This is a genomic window from Phyllobacterium pellucidum (assembly GCF_013327855.1).
GTDB lineage: Bacteria > Pseudomonadota > Alphaproteobacteria > Rhizobiales > Rhizobiaceae > Phyllobacterium > Phyllobacterium pellucidum.
The window spans coordinates 66,424-85,696 of record NZ_JABUMX010000006.1 but is presented as its reverse complement, the minus strand read 5'-3'; the positions used below and the strand labels follow the sequence as shown (position 1 = coordinate 85,696).

Genomic DNA, 19,273 nt, shown 5'->3' with positions numbered 1-19,273 from the left:
CCCTTTGGGTTAAGTCAGATGTTTGGGCGAACGCGCTTTTCGCCCACTATTTGGCTTCGGCCATCGGCGCCTTGGCTGGCTGCTTGCGCGCTGAGCGCCACTCCTCGAAACGCTGCATAATGACGAAGAATGATGGCACGAACAGCACTGCAAGGCAGGTCGAAGCAATCATGCCGCTGAACACGGTGATGCCGATCGATTTGCGCGCACTGGCACCAGCACCCGTCGCCACGACGAGCGGCGCCACGCCGAGAATAAAGGCAAACGATGTCATTAGGATAGGCCTGAAGCGGGACCTCGCCGCTTCGATGGCGGATTCGGTAATCGATTTCCCTGAGGCCCGCAATTCCCGCGCCATTTCGACAATCAGGATGGCATTTTTAGCGGAAAGCGCGATGAGCAGGATCAAGCCGATTTGGACATAGAGATTGATGGGCGTGTTCGCGCCAAGCAGTACTCCAACCGGTCCGACGAGCGACATCGGGGCCGCGAGCAGGACGGAAACCGGCGCGATCCAGCTCTCATATTGGCCGGCCAGAACGAGATACACCAAAAGGAGGGCAAGCGCGAAGACCAGATACATCTGGTTGCCGACAATCTTTTCCTGGAATGAGAGCGCGGTCCAATCGAAACCGAAGCCCGGCGGCATGGTCTTCTCGGCAATCTGTTCCATAAGGTTCATTGCCTGTCCCGAGGAAAAATTGGCTTCGGGAACGCCCGTGATCGAGGCGGACGGATAAAGGTTATAGAGGCTGATCAGCGAAGGACCGACGCTTGGCGTAATGGTCAGGACAGTGCCGAGCGGGATCATGTCGCCATTCTTGTTGCGCACGGTGAGGTTGTTGATGTCGTCGGGCGCCAAGCGGAACTGCGCATCACCCTGAACATAGATCTGGAAGACACGGCCGAATTTGTTGAACTGGTCGACATAGCTGGAGCCGAGATAGCTCGCGAGCGTATCGAACACCTGATCGGCGGTGAGCAGCAGCGTCTCCACCTTCTCGCGATTGATCTGGACATCGTATTGCGGCACGGTTGCCCGGAACGGCGCGCTTGCACGCTGGATACCGGATTGCGCTTCCGCAGCAGCGACCATGGTATTCGTCACGCTCTGCAATTTAGCGAGATCGAAGCTCCCGTCACGGACTTCGACCTGCATCGTAAAGCCGCCCGCATTGCCGATGCCCTGGATCGGCGGTGGCGGCAGCACGATGATGCGGGCCTCCGGATTGGTGGCGAGACTTGCATTCAGCTTTTGGTAGAGCGATCCGAGGTCTTCACCCTTCCCGCGCTGGCTCCAATCATTGAGCATGATGTAGGCGAGGCCGGCATTGGCGAGGGTGGAACTATTGTCGAGGGCTGACATGCCGGCAATGGTGATGACCTGCTTCACCCCTGGTGTCTCCTTGGCGACCTTCCCGACATCCTCCAGAACCTTTTGCGTCCGCCCCAGCGCCGCGCCATCAGGAAGCTGGACCGCTGCCAGCAGATAGCCCTGGTCCTCGATGGGCAGGAAGCTCGTCGAGGCGCGCGTCAGGCCGTAACCCGCCGCGCCGATGATCGCCAAAGCGATGATTGCCATGAGTCCGGCGCGGCTGACCATTGATCCGATCAGCCGGATATAGGCGTTTTCGACGCGCTGGTAGACGGCGTTGAAGCCGCGATAGAACACATTGCGCTTTTCCATCGGTACGGTCGGCCGCAGCCACAGGGCGCATTGGGTCGGCTTGAGGGTTACGGCATTGATCGCGCTGATCAACGCCGTCGCCGCGATAACCAGCGCGAATTGCGAGAAGATCTGTCCGGTGATGCCGGGCAGGAACGAAGCGGGCAGGAACACCGCCATCAGCACGAGGGTAATGCCGACGATCGGTCCGAAAAGCAGATCCATGGCACTGATCGCCGCATCGTGCCCCGACATGCCCTGCTCGATATTGTGGGCAGCGCCTTCGACAACCACGATGGCGTCATCGACCACAATCCCGATGGCAAGCACGATCGCGAACAGTGTCGACAGGTTGACGGAAAATCCCATGGCCGCCATCGCCGCGAAGGCGCCGATGATCGTGACCGGAACGGTCGTTGCCGGCACGAGCATGGCGCGCCAATCCTGCAGAAAGACGAGAATGACGATCAGCACCAGCAGCGCCGCCTCAAACAGCGTCTTGTAGACCTCGTTGATCGCCTGGCTGACGAATGTGGTGGTATCAAACGGTATCGAATAGGTGACGCCTTGCGGGAATTCGGCGGCGAGCGCCTTCATGCGATCGCTGACAAGCTTGGCGACATTCAGCGCGTTGGCGCCGGGTGACAGAAAGATTGCGAGGCCCGCGGCCTGCTTGCCGTCGAGCTTGAAGTACTGACCATAGGTCTGCGCACCGAGTTCGACGCGGCCGATATCGCGAACGCGCGTGAAGTCCCCATTGGTGCCGGTCTTGACGATGACGGCGCCGAACTGCTCGGGATCGCTGAGGCGGCTTTCAACATTGATCGTATATTGAAACGACTGGTCCGCCGGCACCGGCGGGATGCCGACCTGCCCTGCGGTCACCTGCGTGCTTTGCTGTTGCAGCGCCTGGATGACATCTTGCGCGGTCAGGCTGCGTGCACGCATCTTGTTGGCGTCGAGCCAGATGCGCATGGAGTACTGGCCCGCACCGAAGACGCTCACATTGCCGACGCCGGGCACACGCGCGAGCTCGTCCTTAAGACGGATCGTGGCATAGTTGCTGAGATAGAGACTGTCGAAGCGATCGTCAGGCGACGTCAGGGTTACAATTTCAAGGATCGACGTCGATTTCTTCTGTACGTTTACACCCTGTACCTGCACCGACTGCGGCAGAGCGGCAAGCGCCGCCGAAACCCGGTTCTGCACCAGAACCTGCGCCGCATCGAGATCGGTGCCGATCGCAAAGGTGACCGTCAGCGTATAGCTGCCATCGGACGCGGAATAGGACTGCATGTAGAGCATGCCCTCGACGCCGTTGACCTGCTGTTCGATGGGCAGCGCCACCGTATCGATCAGGGTACGGGCGCTCGCGCCGGGATAGCGGGTCGTCACCTGCACAGTTGGCGGCACGACGTTGGGATATTGCGCAATCGGCAGCCGGTAAAGCGACACGAAACCGATGACCACCATGAGAATGGCGATGACATTGGCAAGGACCGGACGCTCGATGAAAAATTTGGAGATCATTGCGTCACGCCGTCAGCAGCGGTGGCGGTGAGAACAGTCATATGCGGTTCGATCTTCTGGCCGGGAATGGCCGTCAACAGGCCGGAGACAACGACGCGGTCATCGGCGGTGACGCCGGAACTGACGACACGCAATTCGCCGACAAGCTGGCCGAGCTGAACCGTGCGCTGTTCTACGATATCGTCCTTGCCTGCAATAAGCACATAACGCCCGCTTTGATCGCTGCCGACGGCGCGGTCGGGTACGAGCAGCCTGTCCGGCTCCTCGAAAAGCGGCACGCGCACGCGCACGAAATAGCCTGGCAGCAATTGCCGATTTTCATTGTCAAACACACCGCGGACGGCAAGCTGGCCCGTATTCGCCGTTATTATCGGAGCGGCGTAGTCGAGGGCTCCGACGTGAGGGTAGCCCTTCTCGGTTTGCAGGCCGATCTCGACCGGTATCTTCTTCAGATCCTGCGTCGTCACTCCGCGCTTCTGCATTGTCGCGCGAACACGCAAGACCTCCTTTTCGCTGACGTTGAAGTCGACATAAATCGGGTTGAATTGCACGATGCTGGCGAGGGTCGATACATTATTGGGGCCAACAAGTTCGCCCACCGAAACGAGCCGCGCGGTGACGACACCATCGAAGGGCGCCTTGACCTGCGTATAGCTCAGATTGAGTTCGGCCTGCTGAATGCTGGCTGTCGCCTGCTGCTGGGCAGCAATATTGGCGTCACGGGCGGCTTCGGCTTTTTCGAGATCCTGCTGCGTGGCGAAGGTCTTGGCGACGAGGGCCTTCTGGCGCTCAAATTCTGCTTGGGATTGCTTCAGCGCCGCGTCGGCGGATGCCTTGGCAGCGTTCGCTTGATCGAGCGCCAGCTGGTAAGGCTCCGGTTCGATGACAAAAAGCACCGTCCCGGCCTTCACCGCATCGCCATCCCGGTAGTTGATCGATTGGATGAACCCCTGAACGCGGGCGACCAGAGCCGTCGAATTGATGGAGGCCGTGGTGCCGGTCGTTTCAAGATAGGGCGTCACATTTTGCTTGACCGGTAGGGCCACATCAACTTTTGGCGGCGGCGGCGGCTCGTAGGTGTTCTGTTCGCTGCAGGCGGCGAGTGCGAAAGCGCCGGTAAGCAAAGCAGCGGAGAGGACCATTCTCTTGCGGGGCACGGCTCTCAAAATGGCCGCAAATATTGAATTTGGGTCTCCGCCCAGCTGTCTTTGCGGGCGATATGCATTGTCTTCGCGCCTGCCGGCATGCAACCCCAATAGACCTGCCATCAAACTCCCCGATTGACGTTGGTTGCAGGGAAATCCCGTCGGATGCTACGTTATTCCGCAATCGGAGGATAGATCTTCAGCGGCATATTTTGGGAGGTTGTGATGCGGTTGGTCTTTGGTTTACTTGCGATCGGCATTGGACTTTCCGGCGGCATGGCAGCGGCACAGACAGCTGCCGAGCGGGAAGCATGCATGCCGGACTATCAGAAATACTGTAGCGGGGTAGCGCCCGGTGGCGGGCGCATTTTCGAGTGCCTGGCAAAGCAGTTGGACCAACTATCCCCGGCGTGCAAGAAGGTTGTCGAGGCGCACGCCCCCAAATAAGGCCTTGATCCTGGCAACCACCCTATGCAGGCGTCTTCATGGTTTCCTGCTGGCGGTGCCATTTGGACTGCAAAAGGAACCAGAAGTCCGGCATGATTCCGAAGGAGCGTCCGATCCGAAGGGCGATGTCGTAGGTTATGGGATGCCGTCCCGAGATGATGGCATCGAGCGTCGTTGCGGGCAGGTCCGTCCGGTCGGCAAAGTCTTCCACGGACAGGCCGCGGGATTGGATGCACTCAAGGAGATGCTGGCCCGGGTGGATTGCCCAATGCGGCGTCCATCGATTTGCTGATGTGTTCATCTTGCTTGCCGATCTGTCTCGCATCACTTGTGCCTCGAATCATAGTTCCGCCGCATGTCAGGCGAGTGAAAAAATCGTGGCGCGAAAGCGGCAGTTCGACGTTGCCGATCAATAACGCGTGACCCTACTTTGCCGGCCCCATACCAAAGATATTGGAGCCGGTGATTGTTCAGCGCCAATGGGCCGTGCTAGATTTCGCTCCAATCCAACGCCTGGCCATGCAGCGCCTGGAAGCAATCGCGTTGGTTTCAACCGTCATCGGACTGGGAGAACTACAATGGGCCTACGTATCAATGATACCGCACCGGATTTTACCGCTGACACGACGCAGGGCGAGATCCATTTTCATGACTGGATCAAGGACAGCTATGCCGTGCTGTTCAGCCATCCGAAAAATTTTACGCCGGTCTGCACCACCGAACTCGGTTACATGGCTGGCCTTGCTCCCGAATTTGCCAAGCGCAACGCCAAGATCATCGGCATTTCCGTCGATCCTGTCGAAAGCCACGCCAAGTGGAAGGCTGACATCAAGTCGGCGACGGGCCACGAGGTCGACTACCCGTTGATCGGCGATAAGGAGCTCAAGGTCGCGAAGCTCTACGACATGTTGCCGGCTGAAGCAGGCGATACATCCGAAGGCCGCACACCCGCAGACAATGCAACCGTGCGCTCGGTATTCGTGATCGGACCGGACAAGAAGATCAAACTCACGATTACCTATCCGATGACGACCGGCCGGAACTTCGACGAGATCCTGCGCGCGATCGACAGTATCCAGCTGACAGCCAAGCACAAGGTGGCGACGCCGGCGCAGTGGCAACAGGGAGAAGACGTGATCATCACGGCCGCCGTTTCGGACGAAGAGGCGAAGGAGCGCTTCGGCGAGTTCGAACGGGTTCTGCCCTACCTGCGCAAGACAAAGCAGCCGCAGGCTTAAAATACTTCTGGGCAAAGAGTTCATCGCCGCCAGTACCTTCGCGCCGGCGGCGATTGCTTGTCAGGCTGTCTCGGGCGGAATGACACCCTTGGTAAGCATAAAGCACCCGTAGAACCGGGTCTCTCCAGTGGTAATCACGCAATAGGCCTTCTTTGCTTCCTCGTAGAACGCAAAGCGCTCGATGCCGTACATGGGTGAGGCCTTGCCTTCCGCCGCATCGACCTCAGCTTGCACTTCACGCTGGACGGGCGGCACTTCGCCCGGCGCGCCCATGACTTCCATGCGACCGACCGACGGCTGAATCGGCGTATCCAGCGGCATCACCGACAAAATCGCCTTTATCGCGCGAGCAGCTGAAATATTGTCGATACGCAGGAGCTTGCCCAGCGTCGTTTGCCGAGCGATGGCGTCGGAGGGAAAGTTCGTATCTGAAATCACCAGCGTGTCGGCGTGACCCATGGACCGCAACGCGTGGAGAACGTCCGCATTGAGCGCCGGGTCGATATTCTTGAGCATGAAATTCCTCCAGAGTTGCAGGGCCTTGATCTCTGACTATTCCTATTCGCCGTAAGGAATCCAGATATTCTTTACATCGACGGCGCGGCGCAGGAAAAGCGTGCCTTCGGCGGCGGCGCGGTCGTTCCAATCGGTGGCCTTGCCGTAATCGACGAAGGTCCGCTTAAGGTTGCCGACGGACAGTTTCTCGACAGTGGCGGATAGTTCATCGCTGCCAAACGCCCAAACAGCATCGACATCGTTGTGAGCTGCAAGGGTCTTGGCGAGTTCGATTGCCGATCCGGTCACTATGTTGATGACGCCCGCTGGCACATCCGACGTCTCGAGGATCGAGTAGAAATCAGTCGCGGCGAGCGGGTAGGCCTCACTCGGCACCGCAACCACGCGGTTGCCCATGGCGACAAGCGGCGCAACAAGGCTGACAAAACCGAGTAGCGGAGCTTCGGGCGGGCATATGACTCCAGCTACGCCCAATGGTTCCGGCATTGCCAGTGCCACACCCCGCAGGGGCGGCGAATGCACCGCGCCCTCGAACTTGTCCGCCCAGGCGCCATAGGTAAAGAGCCGTGCGATAGAAGCGTCGACCTCCGCCCTCGCCGCCGCTGCGGAAGACCCGGCCATGGCGGCAATCCGCGCGGCAAATTCGTCGGCACGTCCGGAAAGGTTTTCGGCGATGTAATAGAGGATCTGAGCGCGATTGTGCGTCGTCGCGCTCGACCAGGCGGAGGCCGCCTGCGCGGCAACAACGGCGTTACGGATATCCTTGCGGTTGCCGTCGCCGACCTCGCCGATCATCTTGCCTTTTGGCGAGACCACGGGGCGCGAATAATTGCCGTCCGGCCGCGCCTGCTTGCCGCCGATGAAGAGCTTGGTCGTCCGGTCGATCGCCGGCGCGGAAAAATCCCCGACTACAGGCTTGAGCTCGGGCAAATTCGGTAGAACGCGCGCCTTGCGGCCGATCCACGCTTTGGGCTTCAGATATTCGTAGCAGCCTTCGCGCCCGCCCTCACGTCCAAAGCCGGATTCGCGCTTGCCGCCAAAGCCGACCGCGGCATCAAACAGGTTCGTCGCATTGACCCAGACGACGCCGGCCGCAAGCTTTGCCGCGACGTTGAGCGCAAGGCCGATCGTCTCGCTCCACACGCTGGCGGAAAGACCATAGCGCGAATGATTGGCGAGTTGGACCGCTTCCTCGGGCGTGCGAAACGTCATGGACACGGCAACCGGCCCGAAGATCTCTTCGGTCGCAACGATCGAGGTGGGTTGCACGCCGCTCAGAAGCGTCGGCGGGTAGAAACTTCCACTCTTCGGGATTTCGATCTGCGCCTGGTGCAGTTCTGCGCCTTCGGCTAGGCCCTTCTTCACCAGCGCTTCAATGCGGCTGAGTTGCACTGGCGCAACGATGGCGCCCATGTCTATCGCCTTGTCGAGCGGGAGACCGACCCGCAGCGTCTGCATGCGGCGCTTCAGCCGGTCATGGAAAAGCTTGGCGATGCCTTCCTGGACGAGGAGCCTCGATCCGGCGCAGCATACCTGACCCTGGTTGAACCAGATCGCATCGACGACACCTTCGACCGCACCATCGACGTCGGCATCATCAAACACGATGAAGGGTGATTTGCCGCCAAGTTCGAGGGTAAGCGATTTGCCGCTGCCCGCCGTGCGCTCGCGAATGATGCGGCCGACTTCCGTCGATCCGGTAAAGGCAATCTTGTCGATGTCGCTATGATCTACGATCAGCGCACCGGTTTCACCCTCACCGGTGACAATATTGAGAACGCCCGCTGGAAGGCCGGCCGCCGCTGCTAGCTCCGCGAAAAGCAAGGCGGTCAGCGAGGTAAATTCGGCAGGCTTAAGAACAACCGTATTGCCGAGCGCCAGCGCGGGGGCAATCTTCCATGCGAGCATGAGAAAGGGGAAGTTCCAGGGAATGATCTGGCCGACGACGCCAACCGGAACGTGATCCGCAAATTCAGTGTCCTTGATCTGCGCCCATCCCGCATGATGATAGAAGTGGCGAGCGGCGAGCGGCACATCGATATCGCGCGTCTCGCGGATCGGCTTGCCGTTGTCTATGGCTTCGACCACTGCGATCAGGCGGGCGTGCCGCTGGATCATCCGGGCAAGCGCGTAGAGGTGGCGAGCACGAAGGTGACCGGGCAGCCTTGCCCAGGAAACTTGTGCCTTGCGGGCTGCGGCGACCGCCTTGTCGACGTCCGCCTTGTCGCCAACGGCGAGTTTGGCAAGGCGCTTGCCGGTGGCGGGCTCGAACGTGTCGAATGTCTTCCCCGACGTAGAAGGCACGAAGGCGCCGTTGATGAAGTGGCCAAAACTCGACTTGTGGCGAGCCAGCCAATCGCGGGCTTCGGTATCGGCCTCGGGCGCGGGGCCGTAGGACATTTCGTCAAAATAGGTCGCGACTGTCATGGCATTATCCGATCGGATGTCTGTTGAGCGCGGAATAGGCGCCCGTAACGTGATGTTCCAATTGCCGCTCGATGTCGGCAAGAAGGCTCGATGCGCCGATTCGGAAGAGATCGGGCTCGAGCCACTCCCGGCCAAGTTCTTCCTTCATGAGGAACTGATAGTTCAGCACGTCCTTTGCCGCAGAAATGCCGCCAGCCGGCTTGTAGCCTATTTTGAACCCCGTGCGCTCCTCGTAGGCGCGGATCATGCGCAACATCACCAGCGTAACAGCCAGCGTTGCGTTGACGCCTTCCTTGCCGGTCGATGTCTTGATGAAATCTGCACCGGCCATCATGCAGACGAGCGAGGCACGCGCCACATTGCGCAAGGTCTTGAGGTCGCCGGTGGCGAGGATCGCCTTTACGTGCGCATCGCCGCAGGCCCTGCGATAGTCCTGCATCTCCGCATAGAGTGCGGTCCAGTTGCCAGTCAGCACATGTTCGCGGGTGATGACGATATCGATCTCTTTTGCACCGTCGGCAACCGACGCTTCGATCTCCTTCACCTTGAGGTGGTGCGGACTAAGCCCCGCCGGAAAGCCGGTCGAGACCGCGGCGACGGGAATGCCGGAATCGCCGAGGGCTTCCACCGCCGTCGCTACGAAGCGATGGTAGACGCAGATGGCTCCGGTGGTGATCGACCGCTTGCCCATGCCCAAAGCGTCGAGAATATCCTGCCGCACCGGGTGCATCGCCTTGGCGCACAGGCGTTTGACCCGTTCGGCCGTGTCGTCGCCGTTGAGTGTCGTCAGATCGATACAGGTGACCGCCTTCAACAGCCACGCTGCCTGGGCGTCCTTCTTGACCGTACGCCTGCCGGGAAGGCTTGCGACACGGCGCTCGACGGCGGAAAGGTTAACCCGCGCGTCAAGCACCCAGGAAAGGTCGAGTTCCATGCCAGGATTGCGCGGCCAGCCATTCGTCCTGGCGTGGTCCACCAGCCTCGCTGGCGAGGAACCGGCTGTCACAACCCCGCCATCGCCTGATGCAGTGATAATCCGGGCTTTTTCCACGAGAAAACTTCCTCCAGCGAATGCAAGTCTAGCATAGGCGCTTCGCGCCGACAGACCAGAACATTCGCACCGGCCTTCGCCATCATTGTGAGAATAATATCAGTTTTTGTTATTTTTCCATCAAAATGGCCATGGCGTCAAGGGGCTTTAGGCACGTCAATCTCGCCTTCCTCGGTGATGATCGCCTGGAAGGCCGTAATTGGCGCAAACAGAACAGGCTTGACCTTGCCCATTTTGCTGCTGTCGGCGACAAGCAGGTTCATTTCAGCAAACTCGATCGCTCTTTGCTTGACCGGTGCTTCATGAAAGTGCGCGCAAGACGCGCCTCGGCTCATATCCAGCCCGGCAGCCGAAATGAACGCAGTATTGATGCCAAGCTTGGAGAGGGTTTCAAGGCCGGAATCGCCGGAAAACGAAGCGGACGAAGCGTAATAAAGCCCACCTAGCATCACCACGCTTATGTTCGGGCGGCGCGTCAGCCGCTCGGCGACATTAAGCGCATAACAGATGGCGGTGATCCGGTAGTCGGCGGGAACATGGTCGATGAGGCTGAGCAGCGTCGTGCCGCAATCGATAAAGATCGTATCGTCGGGGCGAATATATCTGGCGGCATGCGCGCAGGCCCTCACCTTGGCGGCGGCATGGGTGTCCACCGCCTGCGACAAATCGTAAGGACTGTCGTTCCAGAAATCGCCAGCCGGAACGATATGGCCGCCAAGGTAGCCGAACTGGTCGGGATTTTCAGCAACGTCGCGGCGGACGGTCATTTCGGAAACGTTGAGCAGCAGGGCTGCATCCTTGAGACGCAATACCCGCCGCGCCCGGAGCGCTCCCGAGAGATCTGCTATTCGCCGTGCCTTGCGGCTTACCATTGCGTTTCGTCCCCTCAACCATTGTGACAACTGTTAAAAACATAACAGATCGCGTTCAAGGAGCAATGAACCGCAACGAAGCCGCATAACTATGTTGCTCGTGCAGAAAAGCGAAGGAGTTCTGCCGCCGTCATAATCGCTGGCTTATGGTACCACCGGCACAGCTTGACCGCCGTTGCTCCACTTTTCTGACATATTGACGCAGATTCTTTGTCGTTACCTATACAATTTGCCAGAGAGACTACTTACATCTTTGGTGAAGGACAGACGACGAAAGGTGATCCTCACCTCATTGCAGACACAACTATGTGCCTAAATTGCATCTACACAAGATAACAACAATTAGTGTCTTGCACAGTGGAGCGACTCACCTGACAGTGTAACGATACGGCATGCAATCCTCTGAGCGGAGGGGCGGCCCCTTCAGCTCAAGTTCCGTCGAACTTGCATGCGGCTGGAGGTTGGAAATGACAACGCAGGCATCTGACGTATTCAGTCTCTTCTCAGAGATCTACAGCAGCGAAAAGCAGGAAGAGATGAGCCTGCAAGAGTATCTGCTCGCCTGCCGCAACGATCCCAAAATGTTTGCCACTGCTTCCGAACGCATGGTCGATGCCATCGGTGAACCGACCCTGGTCGATACCAGTACTGACGAACGCCTCGGCCGCATCTATCTCAATCGCACCATCAAGATCTATCCGGCCTTTGCCGATTTCTACGGCATGGAAGACACGATCGAACGCATTGTCGGCTATTTCCGCTACGCCGCACAGGGTCTGGAAGAGCGTAAGCAGATACTTTATCTGCTCGGTCCCGTTGGAGGAGGTAAGTCTTCACTTGCCGAACGGCTGAAGCAATTGATGGAGCGCCGCCCCATCTACACCCTCAAGGCCGGCAACCAGATAAGCCCCATCTTCGAATCGCCGCTCGGCCTGTTCCAGCCTGATCGCATGGCTGGCCTCCTCGAAGACAAATACGGCATTGCCCGCAGACGCCTCAACGGCCTGATCTCCCCTTGGGCAGCGAAACGGCTCGACGAATTTGCTGGTGACATCTCCAAGTTCAGTGTCGTCAAGCTTGCTCCATCGCGGCTGCGCCAGATTGGCATCGCCAAGACCGAACCTGGCGACGAGAACAACCAGGACGTTTCCTCGCTCGTCGGCAAGGTCGATATCCGCCAGCTCGAGAATTTCAGCCAGGCCGACCCCGACGCTTATTCCTATAGCGGCGGCCTTAACCGGACCACGCAGGGAATGCTCGAATTCGTCGAAATGTTCAAGGCGCCGATCAAGGTCCTGCACCCGTTGCTGACGGCGACACAGGAAGGCAACTACAACGGCACCGAGAATTTCGGCGCCTTCCCGTTCCAGGGGATCATTCTTGCCCACTCGAACGAATCCGAATGGCTCCAGTTCAAGAACAACAAAAACAATGAGGCCTTCCTCGACCGCATGTCTGTCGTCAAGGTGCCCTATTGCGTGCGGGTGACGGAAGAAAAGCAGATCTACGAAAAGCTGTTGCGTGAGAGCGAACTCGTCAACAATCCCTGCGCACCGGAAGTGCTGGAAATTCTCAGCCGCTTTACGGTTTCAACCCGGCTTGCGGAGCACGAAAATTCCCCGCTCTACACGAAGATGCGCGTCTATGACGGCGAGAACCTGCGTGAATCAGATCCGAAGGCGAAATCGGTGCAAGAGTACCGCGACGCCGCAGGCGTCGATGAAGGCATGAACGGCATCAGCACGCGCTTTGCCTTCAAGGTTCTCTCGGAAACTTTCAACTACGACACCAAGCAGGTTGCGGCTGACCCCGTGCATTTGATGTATGTGCTCGAACAATCGGTCAAGCGCGAGCAGTTCCCGCAGGAGATCGAATCCAGCTACCTCGATTTCATCAAATCCGAACTCGCATCTCGTTATGCAGAGTTCATCGGTCACGAGATACAGAAGGCCTATCTCGAGTCCTATAGCGAATACGGCCAGAACCTCTTCGACCGTTATATCGCCTACGCCGATGCATGGATCGAGGACCAGGACTACAAGGATCCCGATACCGGCCAGATTCTCAATCGAGGCATTCTCGACGGTGAGTTATCGCAAATCGAAAAGCCGGCCGGCATCGCCAATCCCAAGGATTTCCGCAACGAGGTCGTGAAGTTCACCCTCCGCGCCAAGGCCAAAAATAATGGCCGCAACCCGTCCTGGACGAGCTACGAAAAGTTGCGCGAAGTCATCGAGAAGCGCATGTTTGGCCAGGTCGAGGATCTGCTGCCGGTCATCAGCTTCGGTTCGAAGAAGGATGGCGCCACCGAGAAGCAGCATACGGAGTTCGTCCAGCGCATGGTCGAGCGGGGTTATACGGAACGGCAGGTTCGTCGACTGGTGGATTGGTACATGCGCGTGAACAAGGCGGGGTGATCGCCGAAGAAAGGTGCTTGCATGCCGAGCTTCATCGATCGCCGCCTTAACCCCAAGGACAAGAGCCTGAGCAATCGCCAACGCTTTCTGCGCCGCGCGCGCGGAGAGCTGAAGCGCGTCGTCCATGAAAAGATAAAGTCGGGCAAGATCGTCGATGTGGATGCGGGCCACAGCGTTCCCTTTCCACTGGACGGCACCAGCGAGCCCAGCTTTCAGGCGGATCGAAGCAGCGGCAGGCGCGAACACGTACTGCCCGGCAACAAGGAATTTACCGCCGGTGACCGCCTCGCCAAACCCGGTCAGGGCGGCGGCACGGGTGCAGGCAAGGGTGCTGCATCCGAAGGCGACATGGAGGATGATTTCCAGTTCGTGCTGTCGCGCGAGGAGGTGCTCGATCTTTTCTTCGAAGACCTCGAACTTCCGGACATGATCAAGTCCAGTCTCAAGGAGGCCGTTACCTTTCGCTCGCGCCGTGCTGGTTTTACCATTGCCGGCGCCCCGACCAACATCAATGTCGGGCGAACCATGCGGAACAGTTTTGGCCGCCGCATCGCACTGCAGCGCCCCAAGCTTGCCCAGGTCGAAGCAATCGCCAAAGAAATCGAGGAACTCGAAGCAAAGCACCCGAAGCCCGGCAGCGCTTCCTCCGAGCGCCTTGCGAAAATGCGCAGCGAACTGGAACGTCTTGAGCGCCGCCGCAAAGTGGTTGGTTATATCGACCCTGTCGATATTCGTTTCAATCGCTTCGAGCCGCAGCCCTTGCCGAATGCAAGCGCCGTGATGTTCTGCCTCATGGATGTTTCAGGATCCATGGGCGAGCGCGAGAAGGATCTTGCGAAGCGCTTCTTCGTACTTCTCCACCTGTTTTTGAAACGGCGTTACGAGCGCATCGACATCGTTTTCATCCGCCATACCCATCAGGCGCACGAAGTCGATGAAGAGACGTTCTTTCGCAGCACCCAAAGCGGCGGCACGGTCGTATCGACCGCGCTGGAGGAAATGCAGCGCATTATCCTTGAGCGCTACCCCAGCCAGGATTGGAACATATATGCCGCACAGGCTTCGGACGGCGACAACCTCGCGGGCGATTCCGAGCATTGCGTCAATCTGTTGAACAAGGAGATCATGAAGCTTTGCCAGTATTATGCCTATGTCGAGATTCTGGACGAACGCGAGAGCGCCATATTCCGCTCGACCGACAATGGTACCTCGCTGTGGCGTTCCTATCGACAGGTCGGGGAAAATTGGCGAAACTTCCAGATGACGCGAATAGCCAAGCCAGGCGACATCTACCCGGTGTTCCGCCAGCTCTTCGCCAAGCAACCATCTTCCGCCAAGAACGGCTGAGCGGGGTCTAGATGAGTAAGAGTGCGGGCGCTTCCGACCTTCTGTTCACCGGGTCCGACTGGACCTTCGATACATTGTCCCGGACCTATGACGCGATCAAGGAGGTCGCCCTCGATGATCTCGGGCTCGACTGCTATCCCAATCAGCTCGAAATCATTTCCTCCGAACAGATGTTGGATGCCTATTCGTCCAATGGCATGCCGCTCATCTACCAGCATTGGTCTTTCGGCAAGCATTTCGTCTACGAGGAATATCTCTACCGCAAGGGCAGGCGCGGCCTCGCCTATGAGATCGTCATCAATTCCAATCCATGCATCGCCTATCTGATGGAAGAAAACACGATGGCGTTGCAGGCATTGGTCATCGCCCATGCCTCCTTCGGCCACAACCATTTCTTCAAGAACAACTACCTCTTCAGGCAATGGACCGATGCCAGCGCCATCCTCGACTATATGGAGTTCGCCAAGGGCTATGTTTCGCGTTGCGAGGAACGATATGGTTTTGCGGCCGTCGAATCCATCCTCGATGCAGCGCATACCCTGATGGATCAGGCGGTTTTCCGCTACCGCCGTCCGCCCCGCATTTCCTCGGCCAAGGAACAGGCGCGCGTTCGCGAGCGCTTGGAGTATGAGGAAAAGATTTTCAGCGATCTTTGGAGAACCTTGCCGCAGCCACGGCAAAGCGAGGACACGACCGAGGCCGAAATGGAGGCGCAGGAGCGCAAGAAAGCCCTCAACCTGCCGGAAGAGAACCTTCTCTATTTTCTCGAGAAGAACAGCCTGATCCTCGAACCATGGGAGCGCGAGATCCTGCGCATCGTCCGTGTCGTCGCCCAGTATTTCTATCCGCAGCGGCAGACCAAAGTGATGAATGAGGGCTGCGCAACGTTTGTCCACTACACGATCATGAACATGCTGTTCGACCGGGGAAAAATAAGCGAAGGTCACCTTCTGGAGATGCTTCACAGCCATTCCAATGTAGTGTTCCAGCCAGGGTTTGACGATCCGCGTTTTTCGGGACTCAACCCTTATGCGATCGGTTTCGCCATGATGCAGGATATCGAGCGCATCTGTACCAAACCGACGGCCGAGGACCGCGACTGGTTCCCTGAGTTTGCCGGCAATGGCGACTGGCGCGGCACCTTGCTCGACGCTTGGGCCAATCACCGGGATGAATCATTCCTGCTGCAATATTTGAGCCCTGCGCTCATCCGCAAGATGCGGCTGTTCGCTCTCGATGATGAATCGAAGGAAAAGCACTACCAGGTCGCGTCTATCCATAACGAACGGGGCTATGAGAAAATTCGCAGCTCCCTCGCCCGCAGCTATGACATCGGCATGAACCAGCCCAACATCCAGGTCGTCGATGTCGATCTGCTCGGCAATCGCCACCTTCGGCTGCAGCATACGGCTCGCGACGGCATCGTGCTCAGCGAAAGCACCAGGGATGCGACCTTGCGCCATGTTCGTCGCCTGTGGGGCTATGACGTCAGTCTCGTCGGCGTCGATGCCGAATTCGGCAACGTCCTCTACGAAACATCGACGGACAAGTTCGCCGGATAGCGATTCAGGTCGAGAGGCGGTGCTCGCGGCGGTCACTCTCGGTGACGTTTGCAAGGTCAATCGCCATTTGCAGCCTCGCGGCGTGGCGAAAGGACGGCTCGAGGGTCAGGCCAATGGCTACGGCCTCGACGAAGCGCTGATAGTTCGTCTGTACCGGATCGACATTGATCTCCCTCCACGTTGCAGTCTCGATATCGGCGTCAAGGCAAACAAGAAGCCTGGAACCGTCGTGGCGATGAAGCACTTCGAGCGATCCCTTGTCGCCATAAACGCGCAGCCGCAGTTCATTCACATGACCTGTCGCCCAGCGGCTGGAATGCACCACGCCGAGGGCGCCGTTCTTGAAGCTCACGCTCATGGTGAAGCTGTCATTGGCATCGAGTTCATATTCGCCGATACGATTGCCCTCGGCTTTGTCGAATGCTTTTAGCCGGCAAAACACTTCGTCGATTTCGGTGTCCGTTGCATAAACCACGAAATCGAGAATGTGGACACCGACGTCCCCCAGGGTGCCGTTGGAGCCATGGTTCTTGGAGAGGCGCCATAGCCATTGGCTTTCCGTGCGCCAGTCGCCCCATTGCCTTGAGACCAGCCAGCTTTGCAGATATGACGCCTCGACATGCTTGACCGTCCCGATCCGACCGCTGGTGACCAGCTTGCGCGCCGCCTGCAGCTGGGCAACGTTGCGATAGGTCAGGTTGACCATGCCCACGAGATTGGCGGATTCGGCCTTCTCGGCCATCTCCATCGCATCTACCGAATTCGTGGCCAGCGGCTTTTCGCAGAAGACGTGCTTGCCGGCGGCGAGGCATTGCAGCGTCGTCGAATAATGCGCGCTGTCGGGCGTAACATTTGCAACGGCATCGAAGTTTCCCCAGGCAAGTGCGTCTGCCAGCGAGGTGAACGCCTTTTCGATACCGTATTTCGCGCAAAACGCCTCGGCGCGGGCGGGGTCGACATCCACGGCACCTGCAAGCGTCACCGTATCGATCTCGGCGAAACTGCGCGCATGTGCGTTAGCCATCTGGCCGGTACCCAAGATCAAAAGACGCATCGACCCACCTGCTCCTGATGCCAATCCAGCGATATCAGCGAAAGCCTTCCTGGCCTTCGGCGTGAACGCTGCCGCCCCGCGCCTCGATCGGCTCGAGCGCATTCTCGACCGGCACATTCGGCGCGGTTGTTATAGTGGGATACCGCTCAGGATTATAGGCCCAGTTCACGGCGTTACGCAGAACGAGGCCAACCGTCTCGTGGTGATAGGTCGGATAAGTCTCATGACCCGGCCGGAAATAGAACACATTGCCCGCGCCCCTGCGATAGGTCAGACCCGAACGAAAGACCTCGCCGCCCTGGAACCACGATACGAACACCGTCTCGAGCGGTTCGGGCACGGAAAACGGTTCGCCGTACATTTCCTCGTTCTCGATCTCGAAATAGGCAGGAAGCCCTCGCGCAATGGGATGACCCGGATTGACAACCCAGAGCCGCTCACGCTCGCCGGCCTCGCGCCAATTGAGGGCACAAGGCGAACCCATCAGCCGCTTGAAAATTTTCGAGAAATGGCCGGAGTGGAGAACGATCAGCCCCATGCCCTCCCATACGCGTTTTGCCACCCGTTCAACGATCTCATCGCCGACATCGCCATGGGCTTGGTGCCCCCACCAAACCAGCACGTCGGTTTCACCGAGCGCCCTTTCGGTCAGACCATGCTCAGGCTCTTGCAAGGTCGTTGTCTTGACGGAAATCTCTTCGTCCGCGGCAAGAAGTTTTGCTATCTGTGTGTGCATGCCTTCGGGGTAAATCCCGGCAACGGTCTTATTCGTCTGTTCATGAACGTTTTCGCCCCAGACGAGTGTTCGGATAGCCATGTCTCTATTCCTGTTTCTCGGATACGATTGGGAGGGTACGCGCCCAGTATGACGCTCAGAAGGCGATGCCTTCAACCAGACCAATGATCAACGCATTGGTCTGGTTCCATATTCTTCAGAAACAGGATGCATGAAACCCCCTCCAATGAACGAAGGGATTTCCGTTGTTAGCGGATCGGCGGGGCGTACATCAGGCCGCCGGCATTCCACAGGGCATTGATGCCGCGATCAATCTTGAGCGGGCTGCCCTTACCGAGACTGCGCTCAAACATCTCGCCGTAATTACCGGTCGCAGCGACGATGTTATAAACCCACTTCTGGTCGAGACCCATGGATTCGCCGGTATTGCCTTCCGCACCGAGGAAGCGGCGAACTTCGGGATTGTCGGATTCCAACTGCGCCGCGATGTTATCCTTGGTGACGCCGAGTTCCTCCGCGTTGATCAGGGCAAACAAGGTCCACCGGACTATGCCGAACCAACGGTCGTCGCCCTGGCGGACGGCCGGTCCCAACGGCTCCTTGGAGATGATCTCCGGCAATACCAGCGATGAATCCGGATCGGTCAGGACAAGACGCTGCGCATAGAGCGCGGAGGCGTCTGTCGTATAGACGTCGCAGCGATCCGTATTGAATGCAGCAATCGTCTGATCGGCTTTTTCGAACGAGATGATGTCGTACTTGATGTTGTTCGCCTTGAAGAAATCCGCGGCGTTCATTTCGGTGGTTGTGCCGGTTTCGGTGCATAGCGTCGCGCCGGAGAGTTCCTTTGCGCTCTTTACGCCAACGGATTTCTTCACCATGAAGCCCTGGCCGTCATAATAGATCGTCCCGACGAAGCGCATGCCCATGCCGGTATCGCGCGACTGCGTCCACGTCGTCTGGCGCGACAGGAGATCGACTTCGCCTGATTGAAGAGCCGCAAATCGCGCCTTCGTCGAAAGCGGAACATAGGTCACCTTAGTAGGATCGCCGAGGACGGCTGCCGCCACGGCCTTGCAGAAATCAACGTCGAAGCCCGTCCAGACGCCTTTGTCGTCGGCATTGGAAAAGCCGAGCACGCCTTCGCTTACGCCGCAATTGAGCTTGCCACGCTCCTTGATCGTTGCGAGTGTATCGGCCGACGCGGGCGATGCCGCGAACGCTGCCGACGCCAGCAGCAGTGCAATAACGGATGTCAGTTTCAT

Annotated in this window: 15 protein-coding genes; 5 read left to right on the top strand and 10 right to left on the bottom strand. The window is 58.5% G+C overall.

Going from position 1 to position 19,273, the window contains the following annotated elements; translation table 11 throughout:
• Positions 1 to 46 precede the first annotated feature (46 nt).
• Positions 47 to 3,196: an efflux RND transporter permease subunit gene (locus HQ945_RS19840; RefSeq protein ID WP_113280396.1), complete on the bottom strand. Its 3,150-nt coding sequence runs from the start codon at positions 3,194 to 3,196 to the stop codon at positions 47 to 49.
• The gene (locus HQ945_RS19835; RefSeq protein ID WP_036815042.1) at positions 3,193 to 4,338 is read right to left on the bottom strand and encodes an efflux RND transporter periplasmic adaptor subunit; all 1,146 of its coding nucleotides are present in this window, start codon (positions 4,336 to 4,338) and stop codon (positions 3,193 to 3,195) included. The genes HQ945_RS19840 and HQ945_RS19835 overlap by 4 nt, the downstream gene beginning before the upstream one ends.
• Before the next feature lie 228 nt (positions 4,339 to 4,566).
• Between HQ945_RS19835 and HQ945_RS19830 the strand changes: the two genes are divergently transcribed.
• Positions 4,567 to 4,788, top strand: a complete 222-nt coding sequence (locus HQ945_RS19830; RefSeq protein ID WP_081815964.1) for a cysteine rich repeat-containing protein — start codon at positions 4,567 to 4,569, stop codon at positions 4,786 to 4,788.
• 22 nt (positions 4,789 to 4,810) lie between these two features.
• Here the strand turns inward: HQ945_RS19830 and HQ945_RS19825 are convergent, their stop codons facing one another.
• Positions 4,811 to 5,089 carry a HigA family addiction module antitoxin gene (locus HQ945_RS19825; protein WP_162737156.1) on the bottom strand — a complete coding sequence of 93 codons (279 nt, stop codon included), beginning with the start codon at positions 5,087 to 5,089 and terminating at the stop codon, positions 4,811 to 4,813.
• A gap of 277 nt (positions 5,090 to 5,366) precedes the next feature.
• On the opposite strand from HQ945_RS19825, the gene HQ945_RS19820 reads away from it, so the two are divergent.
• Complete coding sequence (locus tag HQ945_RS19820) at positions 5,367 to 6,026, top strand: peroxiredoxin (RefSeq protein WP_027232933.1); 660 nt, start codon at positions 5,367 to 5,369, stop codon at positions 6,024 to 6,026.
• Between the two features lie 60 nt (positions 6,027 to 6,086).
• On the opposite strand, the gene HQ945_RS19815 is transcribed toward HQ945_RS19820, so the two are convergent.
• From HQ945_RS19815 to HQ945_RS19800, 4 genes are all read right to left on the bottom strand, one after another.
• The gene (locus HQ945_RS19815) at positions 6,087 to 6,542 is read right to left on the bottom strand and encodes an RbsD/FucU family protein (protein ID WP_113280394.1); all 456 of its coding nucleotides are present in this window, start codon (positions 6,540 to 6,542) and stop codon (positions 6,087 to 6,089) included.
• Positions 6,543 to 6,584: 42 nt separating this feature from the next.
• Positions 6,585 to 8,969, bottom strand: coding sequence for an aldehyde dehydrogenase family protein (locus tag HQ945_RS19810; RefSeq protein WP_113280393.1), 2,385 nt, complete (start codon positions 8,967 to 8,969; stop codon positions 6,585 to 6,587).
• Between the two features lie 4 nt (positions 8,970 to 8,973).
• Complete coding sequence (deoC, locus tag HQ945_RS19805) at positions 8,974 to 9,903, bottom strand: deoxyribose-phosphate aldolase (RefSeq protein WP_228017049.1); 930 nt, start codon at positions 9,901 to 9,903, stop codon at positions 8,974 to 8,976.
• 254 nt (positions 9,904 to 10,157) lie between these two features.
• Positions 10,158 to 10,892, bottom strand: a complete 735-nt coding sequence (locus tag HQ945_RS19800; RefSeq protein WP_174208431.1) for a DeoR/GlpR family DNA-binding transcription regulator — start codon at positions 10,890 to 10,892, stop codon at positions 10,158 to 10,160.
• A 467-nt stretch (positions 10,893 to 11,359) separates the two neighbouring features.
• On the opposite strand from HQ945_RS19800, the gene HQ945_RS19795 reads away from it, so the two are divergent.
• Genes HQ945_RS19795 through HQ945_RS19785 form a run of 3 tightly spaced genes read left to right on the top strand, consistent with a single transcriptional unit; the run spans position 11,360 to position 16,218 of the window.
• Positions 11,360 to 13,309 carry a PrkA family serine protein kinase gene (locus HQ945_RS19795; RefSeq protein WP_027232938.1) on the top strand — a complete coding sequence of 650 codons (1,950 nt, stop codon included), beginning with the start codon at positions 11,360 to 11,362 and terminating at the stop codon, positions 13,307 to 13,309.
• A 21-nt stretch (positions 13,310 to 13,330) separates the two neighbouring features.
• On the top strand, positions 13,331 to 14,656 hold the full coding sequence (locus tag HQ945_RS19790) for a YeaH/YhbH family protein (RefSeq protein WP_174208430.1): 1,326 nt from the start codon (positions 13,331 to 13,333) through the stop codon (positions 14,654 to 14,656).
• An 11-nt stretch (positions 14,657 to 14,667) separates the two neighbouring features.
• Complete coding sequence (locus HQ945_RS19785; protein WP_113280390.1) at positions 14,668 to 16,218, top strand: SpoVR family protein; 1,551 nt, start codon at positions 14,668 to 14,670, stop codon at positions 16,216 to 16,218.
• 4 nt (positions 16,219 to 16,222) lie between these two features.
• Here HQ945_RS19785 and HQ945_RS19780 read toward each other — a convergent pair whose 3' ends face one another.
• The 3 genes from HQ945_RS19780 to HQ945_RS19770 form a co-directional block, all read right to left on the bottom strand.
• Entirely contained in the window at positions 16,223 to 17,272 is a 1,050-nt protein-coding gene (locus HQ945_RS19780; RefSeq protein WP_174208429.1) for a Gfo/Idh/MocA family protein, read from the bottom strand.
• A gap of 34 nt (positions 17,273 to 17,306) precedes the next feature.
• A complete protein-coding gene (locus HQ945_RS19775) occupies positions 17,307 to 18,089 on the bottom strand; it encodes a ThuA domain-containing protein (protein WP_174208428.1) in 783 nt (260 codons plus the stop codon).
• Between the two features lie 167 nt (positions 18,090 to 18,256).
• Positions 18,257 to 19,273 carry an amino acid ABC transporter substrate-binding protein gene (locus HQ945_RS19770; RefSeq protein WP_091951863.1) on the bottom strand — a complete coding sequence of 339 codons (1,017 nt, stop codon included), beginning with the start codon at positions 19,271 to 19,273 and terminating at the stop codon, positions 18,257 to 18,259.

Excerpts from the sequence above, each read along its gene's own strand:
- HQ945_RS19840 (WP_113280396.1), bottom strand. The coding sequence starts at position 3,196 with ATGATCTCCAAATTTTTCATCGAGCGTCCGGTCCTTGCCAATGTCATC.
- HQ945_RS19835 (WP_036815042.1), bottom strand. The coding sequence starts at position 4,338 with ATGGTCCTCTCCGCTGCTTTGCTTACCGGCGCTTTCGCACTCGCCGCC.
- HQ945_RS19830 (WP_081815964.1), top strand. The coding sequence starts at position 4,567 with ATGCGGTTGGTCTTTGGTTTACTTGCGATCGGCATTGGACTTTCCGGC.
- HQ945_RS19825 (WP_162737156.1), bottom strand. The coding sequence starts at position 5,089 with ATGAACACATCAGCAAATCGATGGACGCCGCATTGGGCAATCCACCCG.
- HQ945_RS19820 (WP_027232933.1), top strand. The coding sequence starts at position 5,367 with ATGGGCCTACGTATCAATGATACCGCACCGGATTTTACCGCTGACACG.
- HQ945_RS19815 (WP_113280394.1), bottom strand. The coding sequence starts at position 6,542 with ATGCTCAAGAATATCGACCCGGCGCTCAATGCGGACGTTCTCCACGCG.
- HQ945_RS19810 (WP_113280393.1), bottom strand. The coding sequence starts at position 8,969 with ATGACAGTCGCGACCTATTTTGACGAAATGTCCTACGGCCCCGCGCCC.
- deoC (WP_228017049.1), bottom strand. The coding sequence starts at position 9,903 with ATGGAACTCGACCTTTCCTGGGTGCTTGACGCGCGGGTTAACCTTTCC.
- HQ945_RS19800 (WP_174208431.1), bottom strand. The coding sequence starts at position 10,892 with ATGGTAAGCCGCAAGGCACGGCGAATAGCAGATCTCTCGGGAGCGCTC.
- HQ945_RS19795 (WP_027232938.1), top strand. The coding sequence starts at position 11,360 with ATGACAACGCAGGCATCTGACGTATTCAGTCTCTTCTCAGAGATCTAC.
- HQ945_RS19790 (WP_174208430.1), top strand. The coding sequence starts at position 13,331 with ATGCCGAGCTTCATCGATCGCCGCCTTAACCCCAAGGACAAGAGCCTG.
- HQ945_RS19785 (WP_113280390.1), top strand. The coding sequence starts at position 14,668 with ATGAGTAAGAGTGCGGGCGCTTCCGACCTTCTGTTCACCGGGTCCGAC.
- HQ945_RS19780 (WP_174208429.1), bottom strand. The coding sequence starts at position 17,272 with ATGCGTCTTTTGATCTTGGGTACCGGCCAGATGGCTAACGCACATGCG.
- HQ945_RS19775 (WP_174208428.1), bottom strand. The coding sequence starts at position 18,089 with ATGGCTATCCGAACACTCGTCTGGGGCGAAAACGTTCATGAACAGACG.
- HQ945_RS19770 (WP_091951863.1), bottom strand. The coding sequence starts at position 19,273 with ATGAAACTGACATCCGTTATTGCACTGCTGCTGGCGTCGGCAGCGTTC.